Raw genomic sequence first — 18,964 nt, 5'->3', positions numbered from 1 at the left:
GGAAGAATTGCCGATTCTAGCGCCGGCGGGCGGCAACCGCGCTGCTCCGGGGAGCCGCATCTGGCGGCGCCGGCAGGATCGCCGGCACCTCCCGCCAGGCACCGGGCGCCAGGCCGTCCAGCCGCCAGGGGCCGATCGCAAGCCGGACCAGGCGCAAAGTGGGAAAGCCGACCTTGGCGGTCATCCGCCGCACCTGCCGGTTCTTGCCTTCGCGCAGTTCGAGCTCCAGCCAGGCGGTCGGCACGGACTTGCGAAAACGTACCGGCGGATCGCGCGGCCACAACCAGTCGGGCTCAGCCGCGCGCTGCACGACACAGGGACGGGTGTGGAAATCACCCAGGTCGACGCCGCGCCGCAGCGCATCGAGTGCCGCATCGTCGGGCTCGCCCTCGATCTGGACGAGATAGGTCTTGGGGAGCTTGTGGCGGGGGTCGGCGATACGGTGCTGCAACTGGCCGTCATCCGTGAGCAGCAGCAGCCCTTCGCTGTCGGTATCGAGGCGGCCGGCGGCATAGACGCCAGGAACGGCCACGTAGTCTTTCAATGTCGCACGCCCGGGTTCGCCGCTGAACTGGCACAGCACGCCGTAGGGCTTGTTCAGGAGAATGAGGCGGGGCATGGCGGGTGGCGGGCTGTCTGGCGGAGGCGGTGAGATTCGAACTCACGAGGGGCGCAAACCCCTGCCGGTTTTCAAGACCGGTGCATTCAACCGCTCTGCCACACCTCCGGAAGCGGCGGAGTATATCACTCCGCCCGGCACTGCCAAACGCGCGGCGCGCACGCCCCGCTGCGCGCTCAGGCAAGTTCGAACAGCGCGATCGATTCCACGTGCGAGGTCTGCGGGAACATGTTGGCGATGCCCGCGCCGCGCAGCGCGTAGCCCTTCTCGCGCACCAGTACCGCGGCATCCCGCGCCAGCGTCGCCGGATTGCACGACACATAGACAATGCGCGGCGGCAGCTGCGCCGGTCCGAGCGCCTTCACCACCGCGATCGCGCCTTCGCGCGGCGGATCGATCAGCAGCTTGTCGAGACGACCGAGCGCGGCCAGACTGTCTTCGGTCGCCTCGAAGAGATTGGCCGCGTAGAACTCGCTGCATTCCGCCACGCCATTCTTGCGGGCGTTTTCCAGCGCACGCGCCACCAATGTATCGCTGCCTTCCACTCCGACCACCGTCGCCCCGCGCCGCGCGATCGGCAAGCTGAAGTTGCCGAGGCCACAGAACAGGTCGGCAATTCGCTCGCCCGGCCGAGGATCGAGCAACTGCATCGAACGGCGGATCAGCAGGCGGTTGATCTGCACATTCACCTGGGTGAAGTCGGTGGCGCGGAAATCCATGCTCACATCGAATTCCGGCAGCGTGTAGGCGAGGCCCGGGCCATCCTTCGGATGCAGCGGCCGGATGGACTCGGGCCCGCCGGGCTGCAGCCAGACCTGGACGCCCTCGGTATCGGCAAATGCGGCGAGCCGGGCTTCATCCCCGCTCTTGAGCGGCAGCAGGTTGCGGAACACCAGCACCGTGGTGTCGTCGCTCACCGCCACCTCGATCTGGGGCAAGCGATCGGCAATCGACAGCCCGGCGACGAGCATCTTCAATTTCGGCAGCATGGCCGAGATGTGAGGCGGCAGCACGTCGCACGACTGCAGATCGGCGATGTAGCTGGAGCGGCGCTCATGAAAGCCGATCAGCACCCCACCCTTCTTCGGCACCAGGCGTACGCCGAGCCGGGCTCGGTAACGGTAGGCCCAGGCGGGGCCGTGGATCGCGGGATAGATGATCTGCGGCCTGACCTTGCCGACGTGCCACAGGGCGTCTTCGAGCACGCGCTGCTTGGTCGCGGCCTGCGCCACCGGATCGAGATGCTGCATGGAGCAACCGCCACAGGTACCGAAATGACGACAGCGCGGTGTGACCCGTTGCGCGCTGCGCTTGATGATGCGAAGGGCTTCAGCCTGCTCGTAGGTGGGCCGGCTGCGATGCACCTGATACTCGACGGTCTCACCGGGCAGGGCGCCCTCGATGAAGATTGCCTTCCCGTCCACCCGGGCAACGCCGCGACCTTCGTGATCCAGCGATTCGATGACAGCAACCGGCATGGCACTTCCCGCCGCAAAAGCCCGCGATTCTACCGCCAAGACCGGCGCCCGCGCGATTTCAGGCACAGTCCGCGCCCGTATAATCGCGCCCATGATTACCACCCTGCTCGGGGGCATCACGCCCCGCCAGTTCCTTGCGGAATACTGGCAAAAGAAACCGCTGCTCGTCCGTCAGGCCATCCCCGGCTTCACCGGCGTGCTCGACCGCGAAGATATCTTCGATCTCGCCTGCGACCCTGACGTCGAGTCCCGCCACATCCGCCATCATGACGGCGAATGGCAGCTGGAACACGGCCCCCAGACCCGCGGTCGGCTGCGCGGCAAGCGCGCGCCCTGGACCGTGCTCGTCCAGGGCATCAACCTCTGGTCCGAGGCCGCCGACGAGCTGCTGCACCGATTCGACTTCATCCCGCAGGCGCGCCTCGATGACCTGATGGTGAGCTATGCGGTTGACGGTGGCGGGGTCGGCCCCCATTTCGACAACTACGACGTCTTTCTCCTCCAGGGCATCGGCAAGCGGCGTTGGCAGATCGCCGACCAGGAAGACCGCACACTGGTCGAAGGTGCGCCGCTGCGCATCCTGCAGAATTTCGCCCCCGCCCACGACTGGGTTCTCGAACCGGGCGACATGCTCTACCTGCCACCTCACTGGGCGCACAACGGCATTGCCGTGGGCGAATGCACCACCTACTCGATCGGTTTCCGGTCGCCGACCGCACAGGAGCTGGGCACGGAATTCCTTGGCTGGATGCAGGAGCGCATCTGTCTGGACGGCCTGTACGCCGATCCGGACCTCGCCCTGCAGGACAATTCTGCACAGATAGGCCCTTCCATGATCGACCAGATCCAGCGCATGATCGCTGGCATCCGCTGGTCCCGCGACGATATTGCCGCCTTCGTGGGCCACTACCTCACGGAACCCAAGCCCAATGTGTTCTTCGATCCCCCCGCGGCGCCCTTGTCCCGCGCGGCTTTCAAGCGTGCGCTGGTCACGCGCGGCTTCCGGCTGGATGCGCGTTCGCTGCTGCTGTGGTCCGAAGCGGGCTTCTTCCTCAACGGCGAAGCAATTGCAGTCGAGCCCGAGTGGCGGGATACGCTAGCCGCACTGGCTCACGCCCGACGGCTGCCGGGTCCGCTGGCGCCGCCGGCCAGCCTGGTCGACACGCTGTACGACTGGTACTGCGACGGCTTCGGTCAGCCGCTGTAAAGTGGCTTGCAAGAAATCGTGACGCCAATGGCCTGAACCGCCACGCCTTCGACATGCACAAGAATGAGGCATTGCAGCACCGGATTGCGGCAAGCGACGCAAATGGCGACCACGTAGCCATCGAATCGCCAGTGCATTGCAGCAAAACCCGCGCAGATACACGTACTGGCAATAGCACAAGGCAACGTTTGGTTACGGTGCAATGCACCAAACTGGTGGCTGCCCTTCATCGGCGCATGTTAACATTCGGACCGGATTGACACTCGAACGAGCTTCATCGGTGTCCTCCGGCTCCTGCTGTCCCCACCCCACGAACAAGGAAAATAGAACATGAAGCACTCTCTTCTCGTCGCCGCCCTCGTCGCTCTCGCCGTGTCCGCTTGCGGCAAGAAGGAAGAACCGGCACCGGCCGCAACCACCGCGCCGGCCGAACAAGCTGCTCCTGCTGCGGCTGCTCCAACCGCCCCCGCTGAGCAAACTCCCGCTCAAGGCGCTGCCGAAGCCGTGAAGGAAGCCACCGAAGCCGCCAAGGATGGCGCTGCCGCCACCGTGGAAGCCGCCAAGGAAGGCGCTGCAGCTGCCGCCGACGCCGTCAAGGACGCCGCCGAAGCCACCAAGGAAGCCGTGCAGAAGTAAGACTTCCGCACGTGCGCAAAAAAAGCCGGCATCTGCCGGCTTTTTTATGCCCGAAGCTGTCGGGCGGAATACCGATCACACGCAGACCTGCCGTCCGCAATGTGGTGCGACCGGCAGCAGTACGGAACCAACCCGACCGCCGCCGGCCAACCAATTACTTCAGCTCGGCCTGTAGCAGCCCGAGCATCTTCCTGGCCGTATCCGAACTGTCGGCACCGCCTTCCCGGGTGAGCACGTTGACGACGGCCGCATCGCCCTGCCCCTTCACCTGCAGGCGGTACTCGCTGCCGCCCTGGGCCGGCTTGTCGCTCCCACGCCAGAACGCCAGCTTGGAAAGGAAACCCTCGCTGCTGGCCTTGCCGCCATTGTCGGCCTCCGGGTCGACGTAACGGACGTAGTACAGACCCTTGGCGCGGTCGCGATCTTCGACGGTGAAACCGATACGGTCCAACGCCAAGCCGACGCGCCGCCAGGCGCGATCGAACGGCTCTTCGATCGTGAGCGAAACCACGCCAGCACCGGCGGATATCTTCGCCCGCTCGGTAGCCGGCGCGACCGCGAGCGCGGCCTGAGCACGCGCCTCGTCGGCACCGAGGCGGACCATCAGGCGGCGCAGCATCTCGGCTTCGAGTTCGGGATTGGCCGGACGCGGCTGCCAGATGGTCGTGTCCTTGGCCTCGGTCGGGTAGATTTCCATCATGCCGCGGTGGCTGATGTAGATCTCGACCTGCCCCGTTTCCTTGTTGGTTTCGATACGCGTCCGGAACTTGTCGCGCTCCGGCGTCGAGAACAGCCCGTCAAGCACCTTGCCAAGCGCGCCGCGCACGAAATCCTGAGGGATCTTGGCACGATCTTCAGCCCAGTCGGTTTCCATCACGCCGATCTCGGGGCTGTCGATATTGAGGATGAAGCCGAGTTCGAGCCAGAACTCCTTCAGTTGCGGCCACAGTTCGTCGGGATTGCCCTGCACGACCAGCCAGCGCTGCGACCCGGCGCGTTCGATACGCATGCGCTCGGATGGCGGCAGCACCTCGGAGGCAGCGCGCACTGCCGGCTGGTTGGCTCGTTCGGCGCTGTAGGCGGAATAGGTTGCCACGCCACGCGGCGCGACGTCAGGAACGGCAAAGCGATCGTCGCGGGTCGGCGCGGTGAGGTCGGGGGGGACTTCGAGCGGTGATACCTGGCGCGTGCTCGCACTCTTGTAATCGATACGCTTGGTCTCGAGCAGAGAGCCCGAGCAGCCTGCCAGCATGAGCGACAGCGCAATAAGGGAAGCGGACGTGCGCGTGGAGCGATTCATGGGGTTCCTGATGTGGGATTGACGGTTCAGGCCTGGATACCGGCCTGGCGCATTGCCTGGCGTACCCGCTCATGCAGGGAGTCGCCAAGCGGGGTCAGCGGCAGGCGGATGCCGCCACCGATCAGACCCATGTGCTCGACGGCCCACTTCACCGGAATCGGGTTGGCCTCACAGAACAGATGTCGATGCAGCCCGACCAGGCGGGCATTGATCTCGCGCGCCTTGATCGCGTTGCCTTCGAGCGCAGCGGCGCACATTTCGTGCATGGCACGCGGCGCTACGTTGGCGGTCACCGAGATGGTGCCGTGACCGCCGAGCAGGATGAAAGCAGCAACGGTCATGTCGTCGCCGCTGTAGAGGGCAAAGCCTTGCGGCGCGCGCTCGATCAGGTCGCAGGCGCGGTCGATGCTGCCGGTGGCGTCCTTCACACCGATGATGTTGGGGATCTCGGCAAGGCGCAGGGTGGTGTCGTTCGACAGGTCGGCGACGGTACGCCCCGGCACGTTGTACAGGATCATCGGGAGCTCGACGGCTTCCGCGATCGTCCTGAAGTGACGGTACAGGCCTTCCTGCGACGGCCGATTGTAATAGGGCACCACGGACAGGTGCGCCACGGCACCGGCTTCCTGGGCGAAACGCGCCAGCTCCACCGCCTCGGCGGTGGAGTTTGCGCCGGTACCGGCAATCACCGGAATGCGGCCCGCCGCATGCTCCACCGCGACCCGGATCAGTTCGCAATGCTCGTCGACGCTCACCGTGGGCGATTCGCCCGTGGTGCCGACGATGACGATACCGTCGGTGCCTTCGGCGACATGCCAGTCGATCAGACTGCGGAGACGGGGGAAATCCAGGCTGCCATCCTCGTGCATCGGGGTGACGATGGCGACAATCGATCCGGTAATCATGGCTCTGGCCGTTACGATAAAAGCTCGATTCTAACCGATCGCCAGAAACCGAACAGAGGCTGAAATGTACGGATAATCTCGTGCTGCAGCCAAGAGGGATATGCCGCGTCCGGCGTACCGGCTGCGCCTGCCGGCGCAGCGACGGTGGCCAGCCCGGAATCTTCAGAGGTCGGCCATTGCCTTGATGTGTGCGACCACCGAGCGCGCCAGCGAGGATAGCGAGTAGCCGCCTTCCAGTACCGATACGATGCGCCTGTGCCCGCAGTCCTCGGCCACCGCCTTGATCTGCTGCGTAGCCCAGACGTAGTCGGATTCGACCAGGCCGAGCGACCCCATGTCGTCCTCGTAATGGCCATCGAAACCGGCCGAGATGAAGATGGCCTGCGGGTTGTGGTTGCGCAGTGCCGGTACCCAGATGTCGCTGACGATCTGGCGGAAAGCATCGCCGCGCGTGCCTGCGGGCACCGGCACATTGCACATGTGCGCCGGCTGGTTTTCCACCCCGCTGTATGGGTAGAACGGGTGCTGGAAGATGCTGGCCATCATGACGCGCGGATCATCGCGGAAGATGTCCTCGGTGCCGTTGCCGTGATGGACGTCGAAATCGACGATGGCCACGCGCTCGAGGCCGTGGGCTTCGAGCGCGTGGCGCGCGGCAATCGCGACGTTGTTGAGGAAGCAGAACCCCATCGCCTTGGCGCGCTCGGCATGGTGCCCGGGCGGGCGCACCGCGCAGAAAGCACTTTCGATCTCCCCCTTGAGTACCAGGTCGGTCGCCAGCACACCGGCACCAGCCGAGCGCAACGCGGCCTTCATGGTGCCCGGTCCCATCGCCGTGTCGGGGTCGAGATGGCGGATGCCGTGCTCCGGCACATTGGCCATCAGCTCATCGAGATAGGCCGCGGGATGCACGCGCGTCACCTGCTCGGTCGTCGCATATGGCGCATCGTAAAACGACAGGTAAAGGTCCAGGCCCGCGGCGATCAACCTGTCGTTGATCGCCGACAGGCGATCGGGGCATTCCGGATGGAAAGTCCCCATGTCGTGCAGCCAGCACTCACGATGTGTGATGAACGCTGTCGTTGTCATATCCCCCCTCTCCTGTCGCGCACGAACTTTCCCGCATAATCCGCTTCCAACCGGGCGATCTTTGTGCCGCCCTCGGCCGCAAGCCCAATGTCCGCGGACCTTTGCGCGAATTTGCGTTGTTTGCTGGCTATTATCACCGCTTCCCTGCCAATTTCACAGTACGCCCCGCCATGCCCCAAAAACACGTCGTTCGCCTGCTCGAAGCGGCCAGCCAGATCATCCTCGGCAAGGAACGGGAACTGCAACTCGCACTCGCCTGCCTGATCGCCCGCGGTCATCTGCTGATCGAGGATACGCCGGGTGTCGGCAAGACCACCCTCGCCCACATGCTCGCCCGACTGGTCGGGCTGCAGCTCCAGCGTATCCAGTTCACCAGCGATCTGTTGCCGGCCGACATCGTCGGCGTCTCGGTTTTTGATCGGGATACCCACAGTTTCCGCTTCCACCCCGGGCCGATCTTCGCCCAGCTCATCCTCGCCGACGAAATCAACCGCGCCACTCCGAAAACCCAAAGCGCCTTACTGGAAGCGATGGAAGAGCGGCAGGTGACTGCGGACGGCACCACGCTCGCCCTGCCCGAACCTTTCTTCGTGATCGCAACGCAGAACCCGGCCCATCAGATCGGCACCTTTCCGCTGCCCGAGAGCCAGCTCGACCGCTTCCTGATGCGAATCCGGCTGGGTTACCCGGAGCCGGCCGCCGAGCGCGCGCTGCTCATGGGCGAAAACCGGCGCAGCCTGCTCGAGCGTCAGCAGCCTGTAGTTACGCCCGGGCAGATGATGGAGCTGCAGGAAGCGGCCAGCCGGGTCACAGTGGCGGAGCGTCTGATCGACTATCTCCAGGCACTGATCTCCGCGACGCGGCAAGCCGCCGAGTTCAACTGCGGCCTGAGCCCGCGCGCCGGCCTTGCACTGCTGGCCGCAGCACGGGCGCGCGCCTTCATCGAAGGGCGCGACCACGTCCTGCCGGAAGACATCCAGACCGTCTTCCCGCATGTGGCCGGACATCGCCTGCATCTGGCCGGCGACGGTCGCAGCGCACCGTCGTCCGTACTCGATGCGCTGCTCCGCGCAGTCCCGGTAAGGTGATGGGGACGTTTGCTGTCCCTTCGGCCACGCTGCGCCGGCAGCTGGACCGCTGGCTGTTTCGCGTCGGCCGGCCCGAAACCGCGCCGATACGCCTGGCCCAGCGTCGCATCTACGTGCTTCCCACCCGCAGCGGACTCGTCTTCGCCGCAGCCCTGATCGTCATGCTGATTGCCTCGATCAACTACGCGCTCAGCCTCGGCTACATGCTGACCTTCCTCATCGGCGGCATCGGCGTCACCAGCATCGTGCACGCTTTCCGCAACCTCCTGCACTTGTCCATCAACGGCGGACGCGCGCCCGCCGTTTTCTGCGGCGAACCCGCCGAGTTCCGCCTGTTCGTCGAAAACGCCCGCAACGAGCGCCGCCCGGCATTTCGCCTGCGCGCGCTCGACGGCCTCAGCACTTTCGATCTCAAGGCGGAAAGTACAACCGAAGTGTCGATCCGATGCACGACTTCACGGCGCGGACGGCTTGCACTCGGACGCACCGTGCTCGAGACGACCTGGCCGCTGGGGCTGATCCGCGCCTGGAGCGTTTTCGTCCCCGACGTCAGCTGCCTGGTCTATCCCGCACCCGAACGGGATGCGCCGCCGCTACCCGCAGACGGTGCCGGCAGCACCAACGGCGGCTCGCGCCCCCAGGCTGGCGACGACGATTTTGCCGGACTGCGTCCACATCAGACCAGCGACTCCCTGCGGCATGTCGCATGGAAGGTGCTTGCGCGCGGCGGCCCGCTGCTGACCAAGCAGTTTTCCACCACGCAGGGGGGAGAGCGCCTGCTCGACTGGCACGCCCTGCCTGCACAACTCGACACCGAGGCCCGCATCGCCCGACTGACCGCCTGGGTACTGGCTGCCGAACGGACCGGGCAGCCGTTCAGCCTGGTGCTGCCGGGAGCAGTCATGCCGATCGGTCGCGGTCCCGGCCATCTGCACGCCTGCTGCAGGCTGCTCGCACTCCACGGACAACGGGATGCAGACAGTGATTGAGCATCGCCTGTTCGCCCGCTTCAAACGACCGAAGCCGCCCGCCCCGCCCCCCCGGCCGCGACGCGACGTCGGCTACTGGCTCATCGCAACCGCCGCAATCACGCTCGCGCCACACGCTGCGCACCTCCCTGCCTGGATCAGCGCGCTATGCGCCCTGCTGCTGGCATGGCGCGGCCTCGCGCTCAACCGCGCCCTGCTGGAGCCCGCCAGCTGGTTATTGCTGGTGCTGGCGATTGCGGCCGGTTTTGCGGTACGCGCGCAGTTCGGTCATTTCTTCGGGCAGGAACCCGGTGTCGCGCTGCTGGCGCTACTGCTGTGCCTGAAACTTCTGGAGCTACGCACGGCGCGCGACGTGCGCGCCGCAGTCTTGTTGTGTTTCTTTCTGCAGCTGGGTCTCTTTTTCGACGATGAAACGCTACCCGTCGCGATTCTCGCGCTCATCGGCACCCTCGCCGCAGTAGGCTGCCTGCTCGCCATCGAGGACGAAGGCGCCAACACCAGAGCAAGGCTGCGCAGCGCCGGCTTGCTCCTTGTACAGAGCCTGCCGCTGATGGCCGTACTGTTCGTGCTCTTCCCCCGCATACCGGCACCGCTGTGGGGGCTGCCGGCAGATGCGAACAGCGGCGTCACCGGCCTGTCCGACACCATGAGCCCCGGCTCCATCAGCAGCCTCGGTCTGTCGGAGGAAATCGCGTTCCGGGTCGAATTTCTCGGAACTGCGCCGGACCCGTCATTGCGCTACTGGCGTGGTCCGGTACTCACCGAATTCGACGGACGGGTCTGGCGGCCGTCGGCTCGCTCGGTCGCGCCCCAACCCGCCTACACGTCGACCGGCCCCCGCATCGATTACCGGCTCACGCTCGAACCCCACGGCCAGCGGTGGCTGCTCGCACTGGATTTTCCGGCCGCCGGCCTTGGCCACATCCGCTACACGAGCGACTATCAGGCGATCACCACGACGCCGGTACGAACCCGGCTGCAGATGGACATCAGCGCCTTCCCGGCCACCCGCGTCGGCATGGAGGAAACGGCGGAGTCCCTGGCGGCAGCACACCGCCTGCCCACAGGAGGCAACCCGCGCAGCCGCGAACTCGCACGCCGGCTCGCCGACGGAGCCCCCTCTCCTGACATCATCGTGCAGCGCACACTCGAACACCTGCGGAGCGGCGACTACATCTACACCCTGCATCCCCCGCTGCTCGGCAACAACGTGATCGACGAGTTCCTGTTCGACAGCCGCCAGGGCTTTTGTGAACACTTCTCGGCCGCCTTCGTTTTCCTGATGCGCGCGGCAGGCGTACCGGCGCGCGTCGTCACCGGTTACCAGGGCGGTGAGAGCAATCCCTTCGACGGCACCTTGATCGTGCGCCAGTCCGACGCCCACGCCTGGGCGGAAGTCTGGCTGCCGGGCCGGGGCTGGATGCGAGTGGACCCCACGGCACAAGTCGCGCCGCGCCGCATCACCGGCGACCTGAGCGCAGCTCTACCGGCCGGCGACGCACGGCCCCTGCTGATGCGTCCCCAGCTGGAGTGGCTGCGCCAGGTCCGTTTGCGCTGGGAGGCCGTTTCTCATGCCTGGGATCGCTGGGTTCTTGGCTACAATTCGGAACAACAGAACGCCTTCCTCCGCCGCCTGGGTCTCGGGCGCACCGACTGGGTCACGCTCGCCGGTCTGATCAGCCTGATCGGCGTCGGCCTCTTCGGCTTGCTGTTCGCGTGGGCGCAACTCAAACGTCGCAACTCGGACCCGCTGGATATGGCTTGGGATGCGTTCTGCGCCAAGCTCGCGCGCGCGGGCCTCTCCCGCGCGGACTGGGAAGGACCACTCGATTACGGAAACAGGATAGCCAGCGCGCGCCCCGAACACGCCGCATCCTTGAGCAGGATCACGCACACTTACGCCACGCTGCGTTACGGTCGACACACAACGGCCGACGACGTCCGCTCACTCGCACGCGATATCGCATCACTCAAACTGAAATGACCCTTCGTACCACAACGCTCCTCGCCGCCTTCTCCGCCTGCCTGTGCGGCAGCGCCGCCGCTGCCGCCTACCCCGACACGGCCGACGGAAAAGCCTTCATCCAGGACATGGCGAGCCGCCATGGCTTCGACCCGATCGCCGTCGAGCAGGCGCTCTCCGTGGCGCGCTACGAACCGCGGGTAATCACCCTGATCCAGCCACCGAGCAAACCCGGGATACGTTCATGGCAGAAATACCGGGCCCGCTTTCTCGACCAGACCCGAATCAGCGGCGGGCTCGCCTTCTGGGAAGAGAATGAAGCGACGCTCGCGAACGCCAGCAGCCGCTTTGGAGTACCGGTCGAGATCATCGTCGCCATCATCGGCGTGGAGACCATCTACGGCCGACAGACCGGCAACTTCCAGACGCTGTCTGCGCTGGCAACACTGGCCTTCGACTACCCGCCGCGCGCCGAGCTTTTCCGCCGCGAACTCGAAAGCCTCTTCCTGCTCGCACGGGAACAGGGGCGCGACCCTGCGAGCTACTCCGGCTCCTATGCCGGCGCACTCGGCTATCCGCAGTTTCTGCCTAGCAGCGTGAGGCACTATGCGCTCGACTTCGACGGCGACGGTCGGGTGGATTTCGACGCGACGCCGGCCGACGCCATCGGCAGCGTCGCCAACTACCTGCATGTTCACGGCTGGACGTCCGGCGCCCCAATCGCCCAGCGCGCCCGGTTCAGCGGCGTGGTCGACACTCAACCGCTGGTAGCCACCGGCATCGAACCGACCCTGAACCCGGAGCAGCTCAGTGCAGCAGGCGTGCTCGCCGCTAACGGAGAGCCGGCCGCCGCGACCGCAACCCTGGTCGACCTTGAAACACCTGGCGCCCCCACAGAATTCTGGTTGGGCTATCGAAATTTCTACGTGATCACGCGTTACAACCGCAGCAGCTTCTATGCGATGGCGGTGTTCGAGCTGGCTGAAGCGCTACGCAGCCGTCGCCTGCAGACACAGGCGACCACGGCACAGAACTGAACGTCTAGAAAAGGACGTCGCGGGAAATGCCGCGGCGTTTAAGAATGCGTCGGAGCTGACTCAAGGCCTCAAGCTGGATCTGTCGCACGCGCTCACGCGTGAGCTCGAGCCGTGCGGCGAGTTCTTCCAGGGTCATCAGCTCGCACTCGCCAATGCCGTAGCGATGGCGGATCACCAAGCGCTGCTTGTCGTTGAGCATGTCTATCCAAGCGCGAATCAAACCCTCGATCTCGGCATTGTGGATCTGAGCTTCCGGCGTTTCTGCATGCTCGTCGGCCAACGACTCACCGATCGATAAGGTTGGATCGATGTCCAGTGGCGCGTCGAGCGACGCCGTGTGTTCGCTCAAAGCCAGAATGGCGCGAACTTCCTCGATGGGCTTGTCGAGCCGGCGCGCGATTTCGTCGAGGCTGAACTCGCCATTGGACGCGGCCTCGACATTGCGCTGAGCACGCAACACCTGATTGAGTTCCTTGACCACGTGCACCGGCAAGCGAATGGTGCGCGACTGGTTCATGATCGCGCGTTCGATGTTCTGACGTATCCACCACGTAGCGTAGGTGGAAAAGCGAAAGCCGCGTTCCGGGTCGAACTTTTCCAGTGCATGCATCAGACCGAGGTTGCCCTCCTCGACCAAGTCCAGCAATGGAATACCGCGATTGAGATAGTGCTTGGCAATATTAACGACGAGGCGCAGGTTGCGCTCTATCATCGTCTGACGGGCCGCGAAGTCACCTGCCCGGACCTTGCGCGCGAGACTGGCCTCCTCGTCCGCAGACAGCAGGGGATTCGCCCCGATTTCGTTCAGGTAGATCTGCGTGACGTCGCTGAGGAAGTCGTTCTCGAAAGTCTGTGCATGAGGCTCGGCAAAAACCTCGACCTCCAGCGGGAGATCCGGTTCATGACTATCGAGTTCGTCAGAGCTAACCGGATCTTCCATACGCCTCCTCGTCAGCGTGCAGAAAGGAACTTCATCGGATCCACCGGCCGCCCCTGCTTTCGGATCTCGAAATGCAGTTTCGGTCGGTCTGCATCGGTACTTCCCAACTCCGCGATCTTCTGCCCCTTGGCAACCTGATCGTCTTCCTTCACCAACAGTTTCTGATTGTGGGCGTAGACAGAGTTGTACTCCTGATTGTGCTTGATGATGACCAGTTTTCCATAGCCACGCAAGCCACTCCCGGCATAGACCACACGTCCCGCAGCCGAGGCAATCACCGGATCGCCCGGATTGCCGGCGATGTCGACCCCCTTGTTGGTCGCTTCATTGAAGCCATTCAGGATCCGCCCCTTGGCCGGCCACAACCACTCTGCGTCGGCGGACTCCTGCGCCGGCACCTGTGGCGGCGGGGCAACCTCGGGTTTGACCTCACCAGTTGGTGCCGCATCTCCCGAACGCCTGACCTTGGCCCACACGTCGTCGGAGTAAGCCTGCTTGCCCCCCTTGGGCTCAAGCTTGATCGCACCACCGGTGGCAGGCTGAGGAACGACCGGCATGGCGACAGCCGGCTCGGATGTGATGGGAATCGCCGTCGCCACCGCACCGTTGGCCGTCGATTCCGGAGATACGACACGCAACTCCTGCCCGACGTGGATCTGGTTCGGATTGGTCAGGTTATTCCACGCGACCAGATCGCGAACGCTCTGCCCATGCTGCCGCGCAATCGCCAACAGCGTTTCGCCCGGCTTCACGACATGGACGCCGACACTTGGAACAGCAGCCGTCGCGGGTGCAGGCGCCACGCCGTTGCCGTCGCGGACGGGGACCGAAACACGCGACGCGCACCCTGAGAGCACCGCCACCGCGAGAACAACACCAAGCAGACCAATTCGTCTTTGAGTATGCACTGAACCGTTCATTCCGTACCTGCGAGCAAGGGCACGAAACGCACCGCTTCGTAGCCGCTCTCCCTGAATACATTTCCCTGCCGTTCGATGAGCAGCAGGCGTTGTTCATTTCCCCCCACCGGGATGATCAGACGCCCACCGGGCGCAAGCTGATCCTTGAGGGCCCGGGGGACACCTATGGCTGCCGCCGCAACGACGATGCTGTCGAACGGAGCAGCCTCGGGCAGACCGAGGCTGCCATCAGCGTGTTTCAGCCGAACGTTCGGCAGGCGCAGCGGGCGAAGATTAGCACGAGCCCTGTCAAGCAACGGCCGGATGCGTTCGACCGCGTAGACCTCGGTTGCAATGGAGGACAACACCGCAGCCTGGTATCCGCAGCCAGCTCCGATCTCCAAAGTCCGCCCCAGTTCGCGACCGGCGCGCAGCAGCTCTATCATTCGAGCCACCACATAGGGCTGCGAGATGGTCTGCTGAAAACCTATTGGCAGCGCCGTGTCGTCGTATGCACTGTACGCCAGGCCCTCTTCAACGAAATGATGGCGCGGCACCTGCATCATCGCCGCCAGGGCAACTGAGTCCTGAATACCCTGGGCACGCAGACGATCGACCATGCGAGCACGCGCCCTGGCCGCCTGGGAGCTGTCAGCCTGACGGATGCTCATTTCCCCAGCCAATCGCCGACAGCCCCGATTTGGCCTGTGTGAGTCAGGTCGACCTGCAGTGGCGTGATCGATACGAAACCATTCGCCACCGCGTGAAAATCCGTTCCTTCACCAGCGTCCGCAGCGCCGCCAGCAGCCCCTACCCAGTACACGGTTTCATTGCGTGGGGTAGTGCTGCGGATGACAGGCTCAGCCTTGTGGCGCTTGCCCAGACGGGTGACCTGTAACCCACGCAACGCGCTCTCACTGCAATCCGGCACATTGACGTTGAGTAGCACCGGCTGCTTGAACGGCGCCCGCACGAACCGCTCGGCAAGGCTTCGCGCAACGCTAGCCGCCACAGAGAAATCGGCGGCGGCCTTACTCACGAGGGAGACCGCGATCGACGGGATACCAAGCAGGTAGCCTTCGGTAGCGGCGGCAACCGTACCGGAGTAGATAGTGTCGTCACCCATATTGGCGCCGTGATTGACGCCCGAAACAACCATATCTGGCAGGGTATCCAACATGCCGGTAACGGCCAGATGCACGCAATCGGTGGGCGTGCCGTTCACGAAGTAGAAGCCGTTGGCAGCACGGCGCAAGGAAAGCGGCCGATCCAGCGTCAGCGAATTGCTCGCGCCGCTGCGATCACGCTCGGGAGCCACAACAGTGACATCGCCGACCTCGCTCAAGGCCTCGGCAAGCGCCGCAATGCCGGGAGCGAAGTAACCGTCGTCGTTACTGACCAGGATACGCATCATGAATCCGTACGGAAGGCCGAAATCGGACCCGTCGGCAAGTCATGGACCCACACGACGAGCAAGGGGGAATGGTAGCACAGCCAGCGTAAGCACCCGGTTATGCGGCTGACCCGCATTCCTGGTCAGTTCAGATGCATACAAAAATGGCGCACGGAAAAAAACAAGGCCAATCTTTCGACTGGCCTTGTTCTCGAATCAATGGTCGGGGCGGCGGGATTCGAACTCGCGACCCCTTGCACCCCATGCAAGTGCGCTACCAGGCTGCGCTACGCCCCGACTAAGCGCGCATTATAGCAATTTTTCGATCGATTGCCAGTACCGTTCGCTACTTCCGTTCAACTCTTCAGCGTCGCAAGAACATCCTGGATGCCGGCGCGCAGTTCGCGGAGGCGAACACGGTAGCGCTCGACTTCCTCGACCTCCTCACGATGGAGGATATCCGCCTCACCAAGCCGATTGCGGGCGCCTGAGATGGTGAATCCCTCGCTGTAGAGCAGCTGACGAATCCGGCGAATCAACAAGACCTCGTGATGCTGGTAGTAGCGGCGATTACCCCGGCGCTTCACCGGTTTGAGCTGGGTAAACTCCTGCTCCCAGTATCGCAGCACGTGCGGCTTGACTCCGCACAATTCGCTCACCTCGCCGATTGTGAAATAGCGCTTGGCCGGTATCGGCGGCAGCGCGGCTTCATCGGCTTCAGGGCTGCTTGCTTGCATCGCTGAGTTGCTCCACAGCGGCCTTCAGTTTCTGGCTGGCGTGAAAGGTGACCACCCGTCTTGCCGTGATCGGGATTTCTTCGCCGGTCTTGGGATTGCGCCCCGGACGTTGCGGCTTGTCGCGCAACTGAAAGTTGCCGAAACCGGACAGCTTGACGCTGTCACCCCGTTCGAGCGCCGTCCGGATCTCCTCGAAGAAACCTTCGACCATGTCCTTGGCTTCGCGCTTGTTGAGCCCGACCCGCTCGAACAGCAAATCGGCCAGCTCAGCCTTCGTCAAGGTTACGTTCATTCACCCGCTCCACGCAGTCGCGCGCCGAGAACTTGCTCGGCCTGTTGCACAAGCGCTGCCACAGCGGCATCAACCTCGGCATCTTCAAGAGTCCGATGAGTATCTTGCATCAACACCCTGAAAGCAAGGCTCTTCTTGTCCGGATCAATGCCTTTACCATGATAAAGATCGAACAGCGCAATCTCGCGAACGACAGGCGTTGCCGCCTCGTTCAGCACGGCCAGCATGCGGGCCACAGGCACATCCACCGCAACGACCAAGGCCAGATCGCGCGTCACCGCCGGCATCTTCGACACCTCGGCGCACTCCGGCAGGCACGTTCCAAGAGCAGCCTCCAGTTCCACTTCGAACACCACCGGCGCACTGCCGAGGTCGTACCGCTGCACCCACACCGGGTGAAGCTCGCCGACCAGACCGACATGTCGGCCGTCAAGCAGGACCGCCGCGGCTCGCCCGGGATGCAGGGCGGGATGGGAGACCGGCTCGAAGGCCAGTCGGCGCGGCGCGAACAAGGCTTCGAGATCACCCTTCACATCAAAGAAATCGACCTGTCGGTCCTTTTCACCCCATTGCTCAGGCACGACGGTACCGGCCGCGAGCGCAGCCACGCGCACGGGCTGATGGAAGCCGGACACCGGCGTGCCATCAGCCTTACGCTCGAAACAGCGACCGATCTCGAATACCCGCACCCGGTTCTGCTGGCGCTTGCGGTTGGTCACCAGATTGGCCGCGAGGCCTGGGATGAGACTCGACCGCATCACACTCATCTGGCTGGCAATTGGATTGGCCAGGCGGATCGGGGAGTCGTTGGCGCAGAAATCGCGCTCCCACGCTTCATCAACAAATGCGAAATTGACCACCTCCTGATAACCGCGACCAGCAATCAGGTGGCGCACCGTCCATGCAGACCGTGCCGACTCCGTCCTCTCGATCATCATCAATCCACCCTGGGGTGCGATCGCCGGGATATTGTCGTAGCCGTGCAGGCGCGCCAGTTCCTCGATCAGATCCTCTTCGATCTCGATGTCGAAACGGAACGAGGGCGGCGTCACCAGCAAGTCCGCGCCGTCACGGATGACGCTCAGATGCACCCGCTCCAGCAGGGACTGCATCGCCGCATCATCCAGGCTGATGCCAAGCAGGCGGCGCGCCCGCGCCGGCCGCAGGCGCACCGCCGGACGTACCGGCAGTTGGTCCTGCGCCAAAGCCTCGATAACCGGCCCGGCCTGACCGCCACAGATGTCGAGGATCAGCCGAGTGGCTCGCTCGATCGCAAGCGGAGGCAAAGCGAAGTCCACGCCGCGCTCGAAGCGATGCGACGCATCCGACGAGAAACCGTAGCTGCGCGCACGCCCGGCGATCGCGTCGGGAGCGAAGAACGCGCTCTCAAGAAATACTTCCGTCGTTTCCAGCGTGATGCCGCTTTCCTCTCCACCCATGATGCCGGCCAAAGCCAGCGCACGAGCGTCATCGGCGATCAGCAAGGTATCGGCCGCAGGCGTTATGGTTTGCTCGTTGAGCAAAAGCACCTGCTCACCGTCAACCGGCATGCGGACATGGATTGAGCCGTGCAGACGGGCATCGTCGAACGCGTGCAAGGGTTGACCGAGTTCGAGCATGACGTAATTGGTAATGTCGACCAGCGCGCTAATTGCACGAAGCCCACTGCGCTGCAGACGCCGCTTCATCCAGTCGGGCGTCGGCGCCTTGGCGTCGACACCGCGTAGTATCCGTCCGCAGTACCGCGGGCAGGCATGCGGCGCATCGAGCACGATGCCACGGCGTGCGTCTATCGTCGGGGGCACCGGCGCTATCGCAGGCAGCTGGAGCGGCATGCCGGTAATCGCCGCGACCTCGCGGGCGACCCCTGACAGACTGAGACAGTCGGCCCGATTCGGCGTCAGCTTGATCGTGAAGAGCGTGTCGTCAAGGCCAAGATACGCGCGAATGTCCTGCCCGATCGGCGCCTCCTCGGGCAATGCGAGCAGCCCGCCATGGTCGTCCGAGATGCCGAGCTCGCGTGCGGAGCACAGCATGCCAAAGGACTCCACGCCGCGCAGCTTCGCAGCCTTGATCGCGAAATCGCCCGGCAGCACGGCCCCCACCAGGGCGCACGGCACCTTCATACCCGCCGCCGCGTTGGGTGCGCCACACACGATCTGGAGCAGCTCGCCGACGCCCGCATCGACCTTGCACACCCGCAGCTTGTCAGCGTTCGGATGCTTTTCAGCCTCGACGATACGCGCGACTACGATACCGGCGAATGCCGGCGCGACCGCATCGGCCTCCTCCACCTCGAGGCCAGCCATGGTCAACAGATGGCCGAGCGCCTGACTGTCGAGCGCCGGATTGACGAAGGTCCGCAACCAATGTTCGGAGAATTGCATGTTCG

19 protein-coding genes and 2 tRNA genes are annotated in these 18,964 nt (G+C 64.3%); 6 read left to right on the top strand and 15 right to left on the bottom strand.

The genetic code is table 11. The annotated features are described in order from the left end of the window. Nucleotides 1-16: 16 nt before the first annotated feature. The 3 genes from CJ010_RS06680 to rlmD all read right to left on the bottom strand — a co-directional run bounded on the left by CJ010_RS06680 (nucleotide 17) and on the right by rlmD (nucleotide 2,097). On the bottom strand, nucleotides 17-619 hold the full coding sequence (locus CJ010_RS06680) for a pseudouridine synthase (protein ID WP_141017308.1): 603 nt from the start codon (nucleotides 617-619) through the stop codon (nucleotides 17-19). A gap of 18 nt (nucleotides 620-637) precedes the next feature. Then, a tRNA-Ser gene (locus CJ010_RS06675) sits at nucleotides 638-727 on the bottom strand. A 68-nt stretch (nucleotides 728-795) separates the two neighbouring features. Next, a complete protein-coding gene (gene rlmD, locus CJ010_RS06670; protein ID WP_141017307.1) occupies nucleotides 796-2,097 on the bottom strand; it encodes a 23S rRNA (uracil(1939)-C(5))-methyltransferase RlmD in 1,302 nt (433 codons plus the stop codon). Here rlmD and CJ010_RS06665 point away from each other — a divergent pair. Next, the gene (locus CJ010_RS06665; protein WP_240794520.1) at nucleotides 2,096-3,304 is read left to right on the top strand and encodes a cupin domain-containing protein; all 1,209 of its coding nucleotides are present in this window, start codon (nucleotides 2,096-2,098) and stop codon (nucleotides 3,302-3,304) included. The genes rlmD and CJ010_RS06665 overlap by 2 nt on opposite strands. On the opposite strand, the gene CJ010_RS06660 is transcribed toward CJ010_RS06665, so the two are convergent. Beyond that, nucleotides 3,292-3,534, bottom strand: coding sequence for a hypothetical protein (locus CJ010_RS06660; protein ID WP_141017306.1), 243 nt, complete (start codon nucleotides 3,532-3,534; stop codon nucleotides 3,292-3,294). The two genes, CJ010_RS06665 and CJ010_RS06660, sit on opposite strands and share 13 nt — an antisense overlap. Nucleotides 3,535-3,634: 100 nt before the next feature. Between CJ010_RS06660 and CJ010_RS06655 the strand changes: the two genes are divergently transcribed. After that, nucleotides 3,635-3,940 carry a hypothetical protein gene (locus tag CJ010_RS06655; protein WP_141017305.1) on the top strand — a complete coding sequence of 102 codons (306 nt, stop codon included), beginning with the start codon at nucleotides 3,635-3,637 and terminating at the stop codon, nucleotides 3,938-3,940. A gap of 154 nt (nucleotides 3,941-4,094) precedes the next feature. Here the strand turns inward: CJ010_RS06655 and bamC are convergent, their stop codons facing one another. From bamC to CJ010_RS06640, 3 genes are all read right to left on the bottom strand, one after another. Beyond that, nucleotides 4,095-5,240: an outer membrane protein assembly factor BamC gene (bamC, locus tag CJ010_RS06650; RefSeq protein WP_141017304.1), complete on the bottom strand. Its 1,146-nt coding sequence runs from the start codon at nucleotides 5,238-5,240 to the stop codon at nucleotides 4,095-4,097. 26 nt (nucleotides 5,241-5,266) lie between these two features. Beyond that, the gene (gene dapA / locus CJ010_RS06645) at nucleotides 5,267-6,145 is read right to left on the bottom strand and encodes a 4-hydroxy-tetrahydrodipicolinate synthase (protein ID WP_141017303.1); all 879 of its coding nucleotides are present in this window, start codon (nucleotides 6,143-6,145) and stop codon (nucleotides 5,267-5,269) included. A 162-nt stretch (nucleotides 6,146-6,307) separates the two neighbouring features. After that, the gene (locus CJ010_RS06640; protein WP_141017302.1) at nucleotides 6,308-7,234 is read right to left on the bottom strand and encodes a histone deacetylase family protein; all 927 of its coding nucleotides are present in this window, start codon (nucleotides 7,232-7,234) and stop codon (nucleotides 6,308-6,310) included. Nucleotides 7,235-7,404: 170 nt separating this feature from the next. On the opposite strand from CJ010_RS06640, the gene CJ010_RS06635 reads away from it, so the two are divergent. From CJ010_RS06635 to mltB, 4 genes are read left to right on the top strand one after another with little or no spacing between them, the layout of a single operon-like run. Beyond that, the gene (locus tag CJ010_RS06635; protein ID WP_141017301.1) at nucleotides 7,405-8,322 is read left to right on the top strand and encodes a MoxR family ATPase; all 918 of its coding nucleotides are present in this window, start codon (nucleotides 7,405-7,407) and stop codon (nucleotides 8,320-8,322) included. Beyond that, the gene (locus CJ010_RS06630) at nucleotides 8,322-9,311 is read left to right on the top strand and encodes a DUF58 domain-containing protein (protein WP_141017300.1); all 990 of its coding nucleotides are present in this window, start codon (nucleotides 8,322-8,324) and stop codon (nucleotides 9,309-9,311) included. The genes CJ010_RS06635 and CJ010_RS06630 overlap by 1 nt, the downstream gene beginning before the upstream one ends. Then, on the top strand, nucleotides 9,295-11,295 hold the full coding sequence (locus CJ010_RS06625; protein WP_141017299.1) for a DUF3488 and transglutaminase-like domain-containing protein: 2,001 nt from the start codon (nucleotides 9,295-9,297) through the stop codon (nucleotides 11,293-11,295). The genes CJ010_RS06630 and CJ010_RS06625 overlap by 17 nt, the downstream gene beginning before the upstream one ends. Beyond that, a complete protein-coding gene (mltB, locus tag CJ010_RS06620; RefSeq protein WP_141017298.1) occupies nucleotides 11,292-12,311 on the top strand; it encodes a lytic murein transglycosylase B in 1,020 nt (339 codons plus the stop codon). Before CJ010_RS06625 ends, mltB begins: the two co-directional genes overlap by 4 nt. A gap of 4 nt (nucleotides 12,312-12,315) precedes the next feature. Here mltB and rpoS read toward each other — a convergent pair whose 3' ends face one another. The 8 genes from rpoS to pheT form a co-directional block, all read right to left on the bottom strand. Continuing rightward, nucleotides 12,316-13,251 (bottom strand): RNA polymerase sigma factor RpoS, encoded by a 936-nt coding sequence (gene rpoS / locus CJ010_RS06615; RefSeq protein ID WP_141017297.1) that lies wholly within the window; start codon nucleotides 13,249-13,251, stop codon nucleotides 12,316-12,318. Between the two features lie 11 nt (nucleotides 13,252-13,262). Continuing rightward, entirely contained in the window at nucleotides 13,263-14,171 is a 909-nt protein-coding gene (locus CJ010_RS06610; RefSeq protein ID WP_141017296.1) for a peptidoglycan DD-metalloendopeptidase family protein, read from the bottom strand. Continuing rightward, complete coding sequence (locus CJ010_RS06605) at nucleotides 14,168-14,821, bottom strand: protein-L-isoaspartate(D-aspartate) O-methyltransferase (RefSeq protein ID WP_141017295.1); 654 nt, start codon at nucleotides 14,819-14,821, stop codon at nucleotides 14,168-14,170. Before CJ010_RS06605 ends, CJ010_RS06610 begins: the two co-directional genes overlap by 4 nt. Beyond that, nucleotides 14,818-15,561 (bottom strand): 5'/3'-nucleotidase SurE, encoded by a 744-nt coding sequence (surE, locus tag CJ010_RS06600; RefSeq protein ID WP_141020598.1) that lies wholly within the window; start codon nucleotides 15,559-15,561, stop codon nucleotides 14,818-14,820. The genes CJ010_RS06605 and surE overlap by 4 nt, the downstream gene beginning before the upstream one ends. 202 nt (nucleotides 15,562-15,763) lie before the next feature. Further along, nucleotides 15,764-15,840 (bottom strand) — tRNA-Pro (locus CJ010_RS06595). A gap of 59 nt (nucleotides 15,841-15,899) precedes the next feature. After that, nucleotides 15,900-16,280, bottom strand: coding sequence for a MerR family transcriptional regulator (locus CJ010_RS06590; protein ID WP_141017294.1), 381 nt, complete (start codon nucleotides 16,278-16,280; stop codon nucleotides 15,900-15,902). Next, a complete protein-coding gene (locus CJ010_RS06585; RefSeq protein ID WP_011764819.1) occupies nucleotides 16,261-16,572 on the bottom strand; it encodes an integration host factor subunit alpha in 312 nt (103 codons plus the stop codon). Before CJ010_RS06585 ends, CJ010_RS06590 begins: the two co-directional genes overlap by 20 nt. After that, entirely contained in the window at nucleotides 16,569-18,959 is a 2,391-nt protein-coding gene (gene pheT, locus CJ010_RS06580) for a phenylalanine--tRNA ligase subunit beta (RefSeq protein WP_141017293.1), read from the bottom strand. Before pheT ends, CJ010_RS06585 begins: the two co-directional genes overlap by 4 nt. Nucleotides 18,960-18,964 lie beyond the last annotated feature (5 nt).

This window comes from Azoarcus sp. DD4 (assembly GCF_006496635.1).
GTDB lineage: Bacteria > Pseudomonadota > Gammaproteobacteria > Burkholderiales > Rhodocyclaceae > Azoarcus.
Note: the sequence above shows the minus strand (reverse complement) of the source record. Positions and strands in the feature narration are given on the sequence as shown.

Excerpts from the sequence above, each read along its gene's own strand:
- CJ010_RS06680 (WP_141017308.1), bottom strand. The coding sequence starts at position 619 with ATGCCCCGCCTCATTCTCCTGAACAAGCCCTACGGCGTGCTGTGCCAG.
- CJ010_RS06665 (WP_240794520.1), top strand. The coding sequence starts at position 2,096 with ATGGCACTTCCCGCCGCAAAAGCCCGCGATTCTACCGCCAAGACCGGC.
- rlmD (WP_141017307.1), bottom strand. The coding sequence starts at position 2,097 with ATGCCGGTTGCTGTCATCGAATCGCTGGATCACGAAGGTCGCGGCGTT.
- CJ010_RS06660 (WP_141017306.1), bottom strand. The coding sequence starts at position 3,534 with ATGAAGGGCAGCCACCAGTTTGGTGCATTGCACCGTAACCAAACGTTG.
- CJ010_RS06655 (WP_141017305.1), top strand. The coding sequence starts at position 3,635 with ATGAAGCACTCTCTTCTCGTCGCCGCCCTCGTCGCTCTCGCCGTGTCC.
- bamC (WP_141017304.1), bottom strand. The coding sequence starts at position 5,240 with ATGAATCGCTCCACGCGCACGTCCGCTTCCCTTATTGCGCTGTCGCTC.
- dapA (WP_141017303.1), bottom strand. The coding sequence starts at position 6,145 with ATGATTACCGGATCGATTGTCGCCATCGTCACCCCGATGCACGAGGAT.
- CJ010_RS06640 (WP_141017302.1), bottom strand. The coding sequence starts at position 7,234 with ATGACAACGACAGCGTTCATCACACATCGTGAGTGCTGGCTGCACGAC.
- CJ010_RS06635 (WP_141017301.1), top strand. The coding sequence starts at position 7,405 with ATGCCCCAAAAACACGTCGTTCGCCTGCTCGAAGCGGCCAGCCAGATC.
- CJ010_RS06630 (WP_141017300.1), top strand. The coding sequence starts at position 8,322 with ATGGGGACGTTTGCTGTCCCTTCGGCCACGCTGCGCCGGCAGCTGGAC.
- CJ010_RS06625 (WP_141017299.1), top strand. The coding sequence starts at position 9,295 with ATGCAGACAGTGATTGAGCATCGCCTGTTCGCCCGCTTCAAACGACCG.
- mltB (WP_141017298.1), top strand. The coding sequence starts at position 11,292 with ATGACCCTTCGTACCACAACGCTCCTCGCCGCCTTCTCCGCCTGCCTG.
- rpoS (WP_141017297.1), bottom strand. The coding sequence starts at position 13,251 with ATGGAAGATCCGGTTAGCTCTGACGAACTCGATAGTCATGAACCGGAT.
- CJ010_RS06610 (WP_141017296.1), bottom strand. The coding sequence starts at position 14,171 with ATGAACGGTTCAGTGCATACTCAAAGACGAATTGGTCTGCTTGGTGTT.
- CJ010_RS06605 (WP_141017295.1), bottom strand. The coding sequence starts at position 14,821 with ATGAGCATCCGTCAGGCTGACAGCTCCCAGGCGGCCAGGGCGCGTGCT.
- surE (WP_141020598.1), bottom strand. The coding sequence starts at position 15,561 with ATGCGTATCCTGGTCAGTAACGACGACGGTTACTTCGCTCCCGGCATT.
- CJ010_RS06590 (WP_141017294.1), bottom strand. The coding sequence starts at position 16,280 with ATGCAAGCAAGCAGCCCTGAAGCCGATGAAGCCGCGCTGCCGCCGATA.
- CJ010_RS06585 (WP_011764819.1), bottom strand. The coding sequence starts at position 16,572 with ATGAACGTAACCTTGACGAAGGCTGAGCTGGCCGATTTGCTGTTCGAG.
- pheT (WP_141017293.1), bottom strand. The coding sequence starts at position 18,959 with ATGCAATTCTCCGAACATTGGTTGCGGACCTTCGTCAATCCGGCGCTC.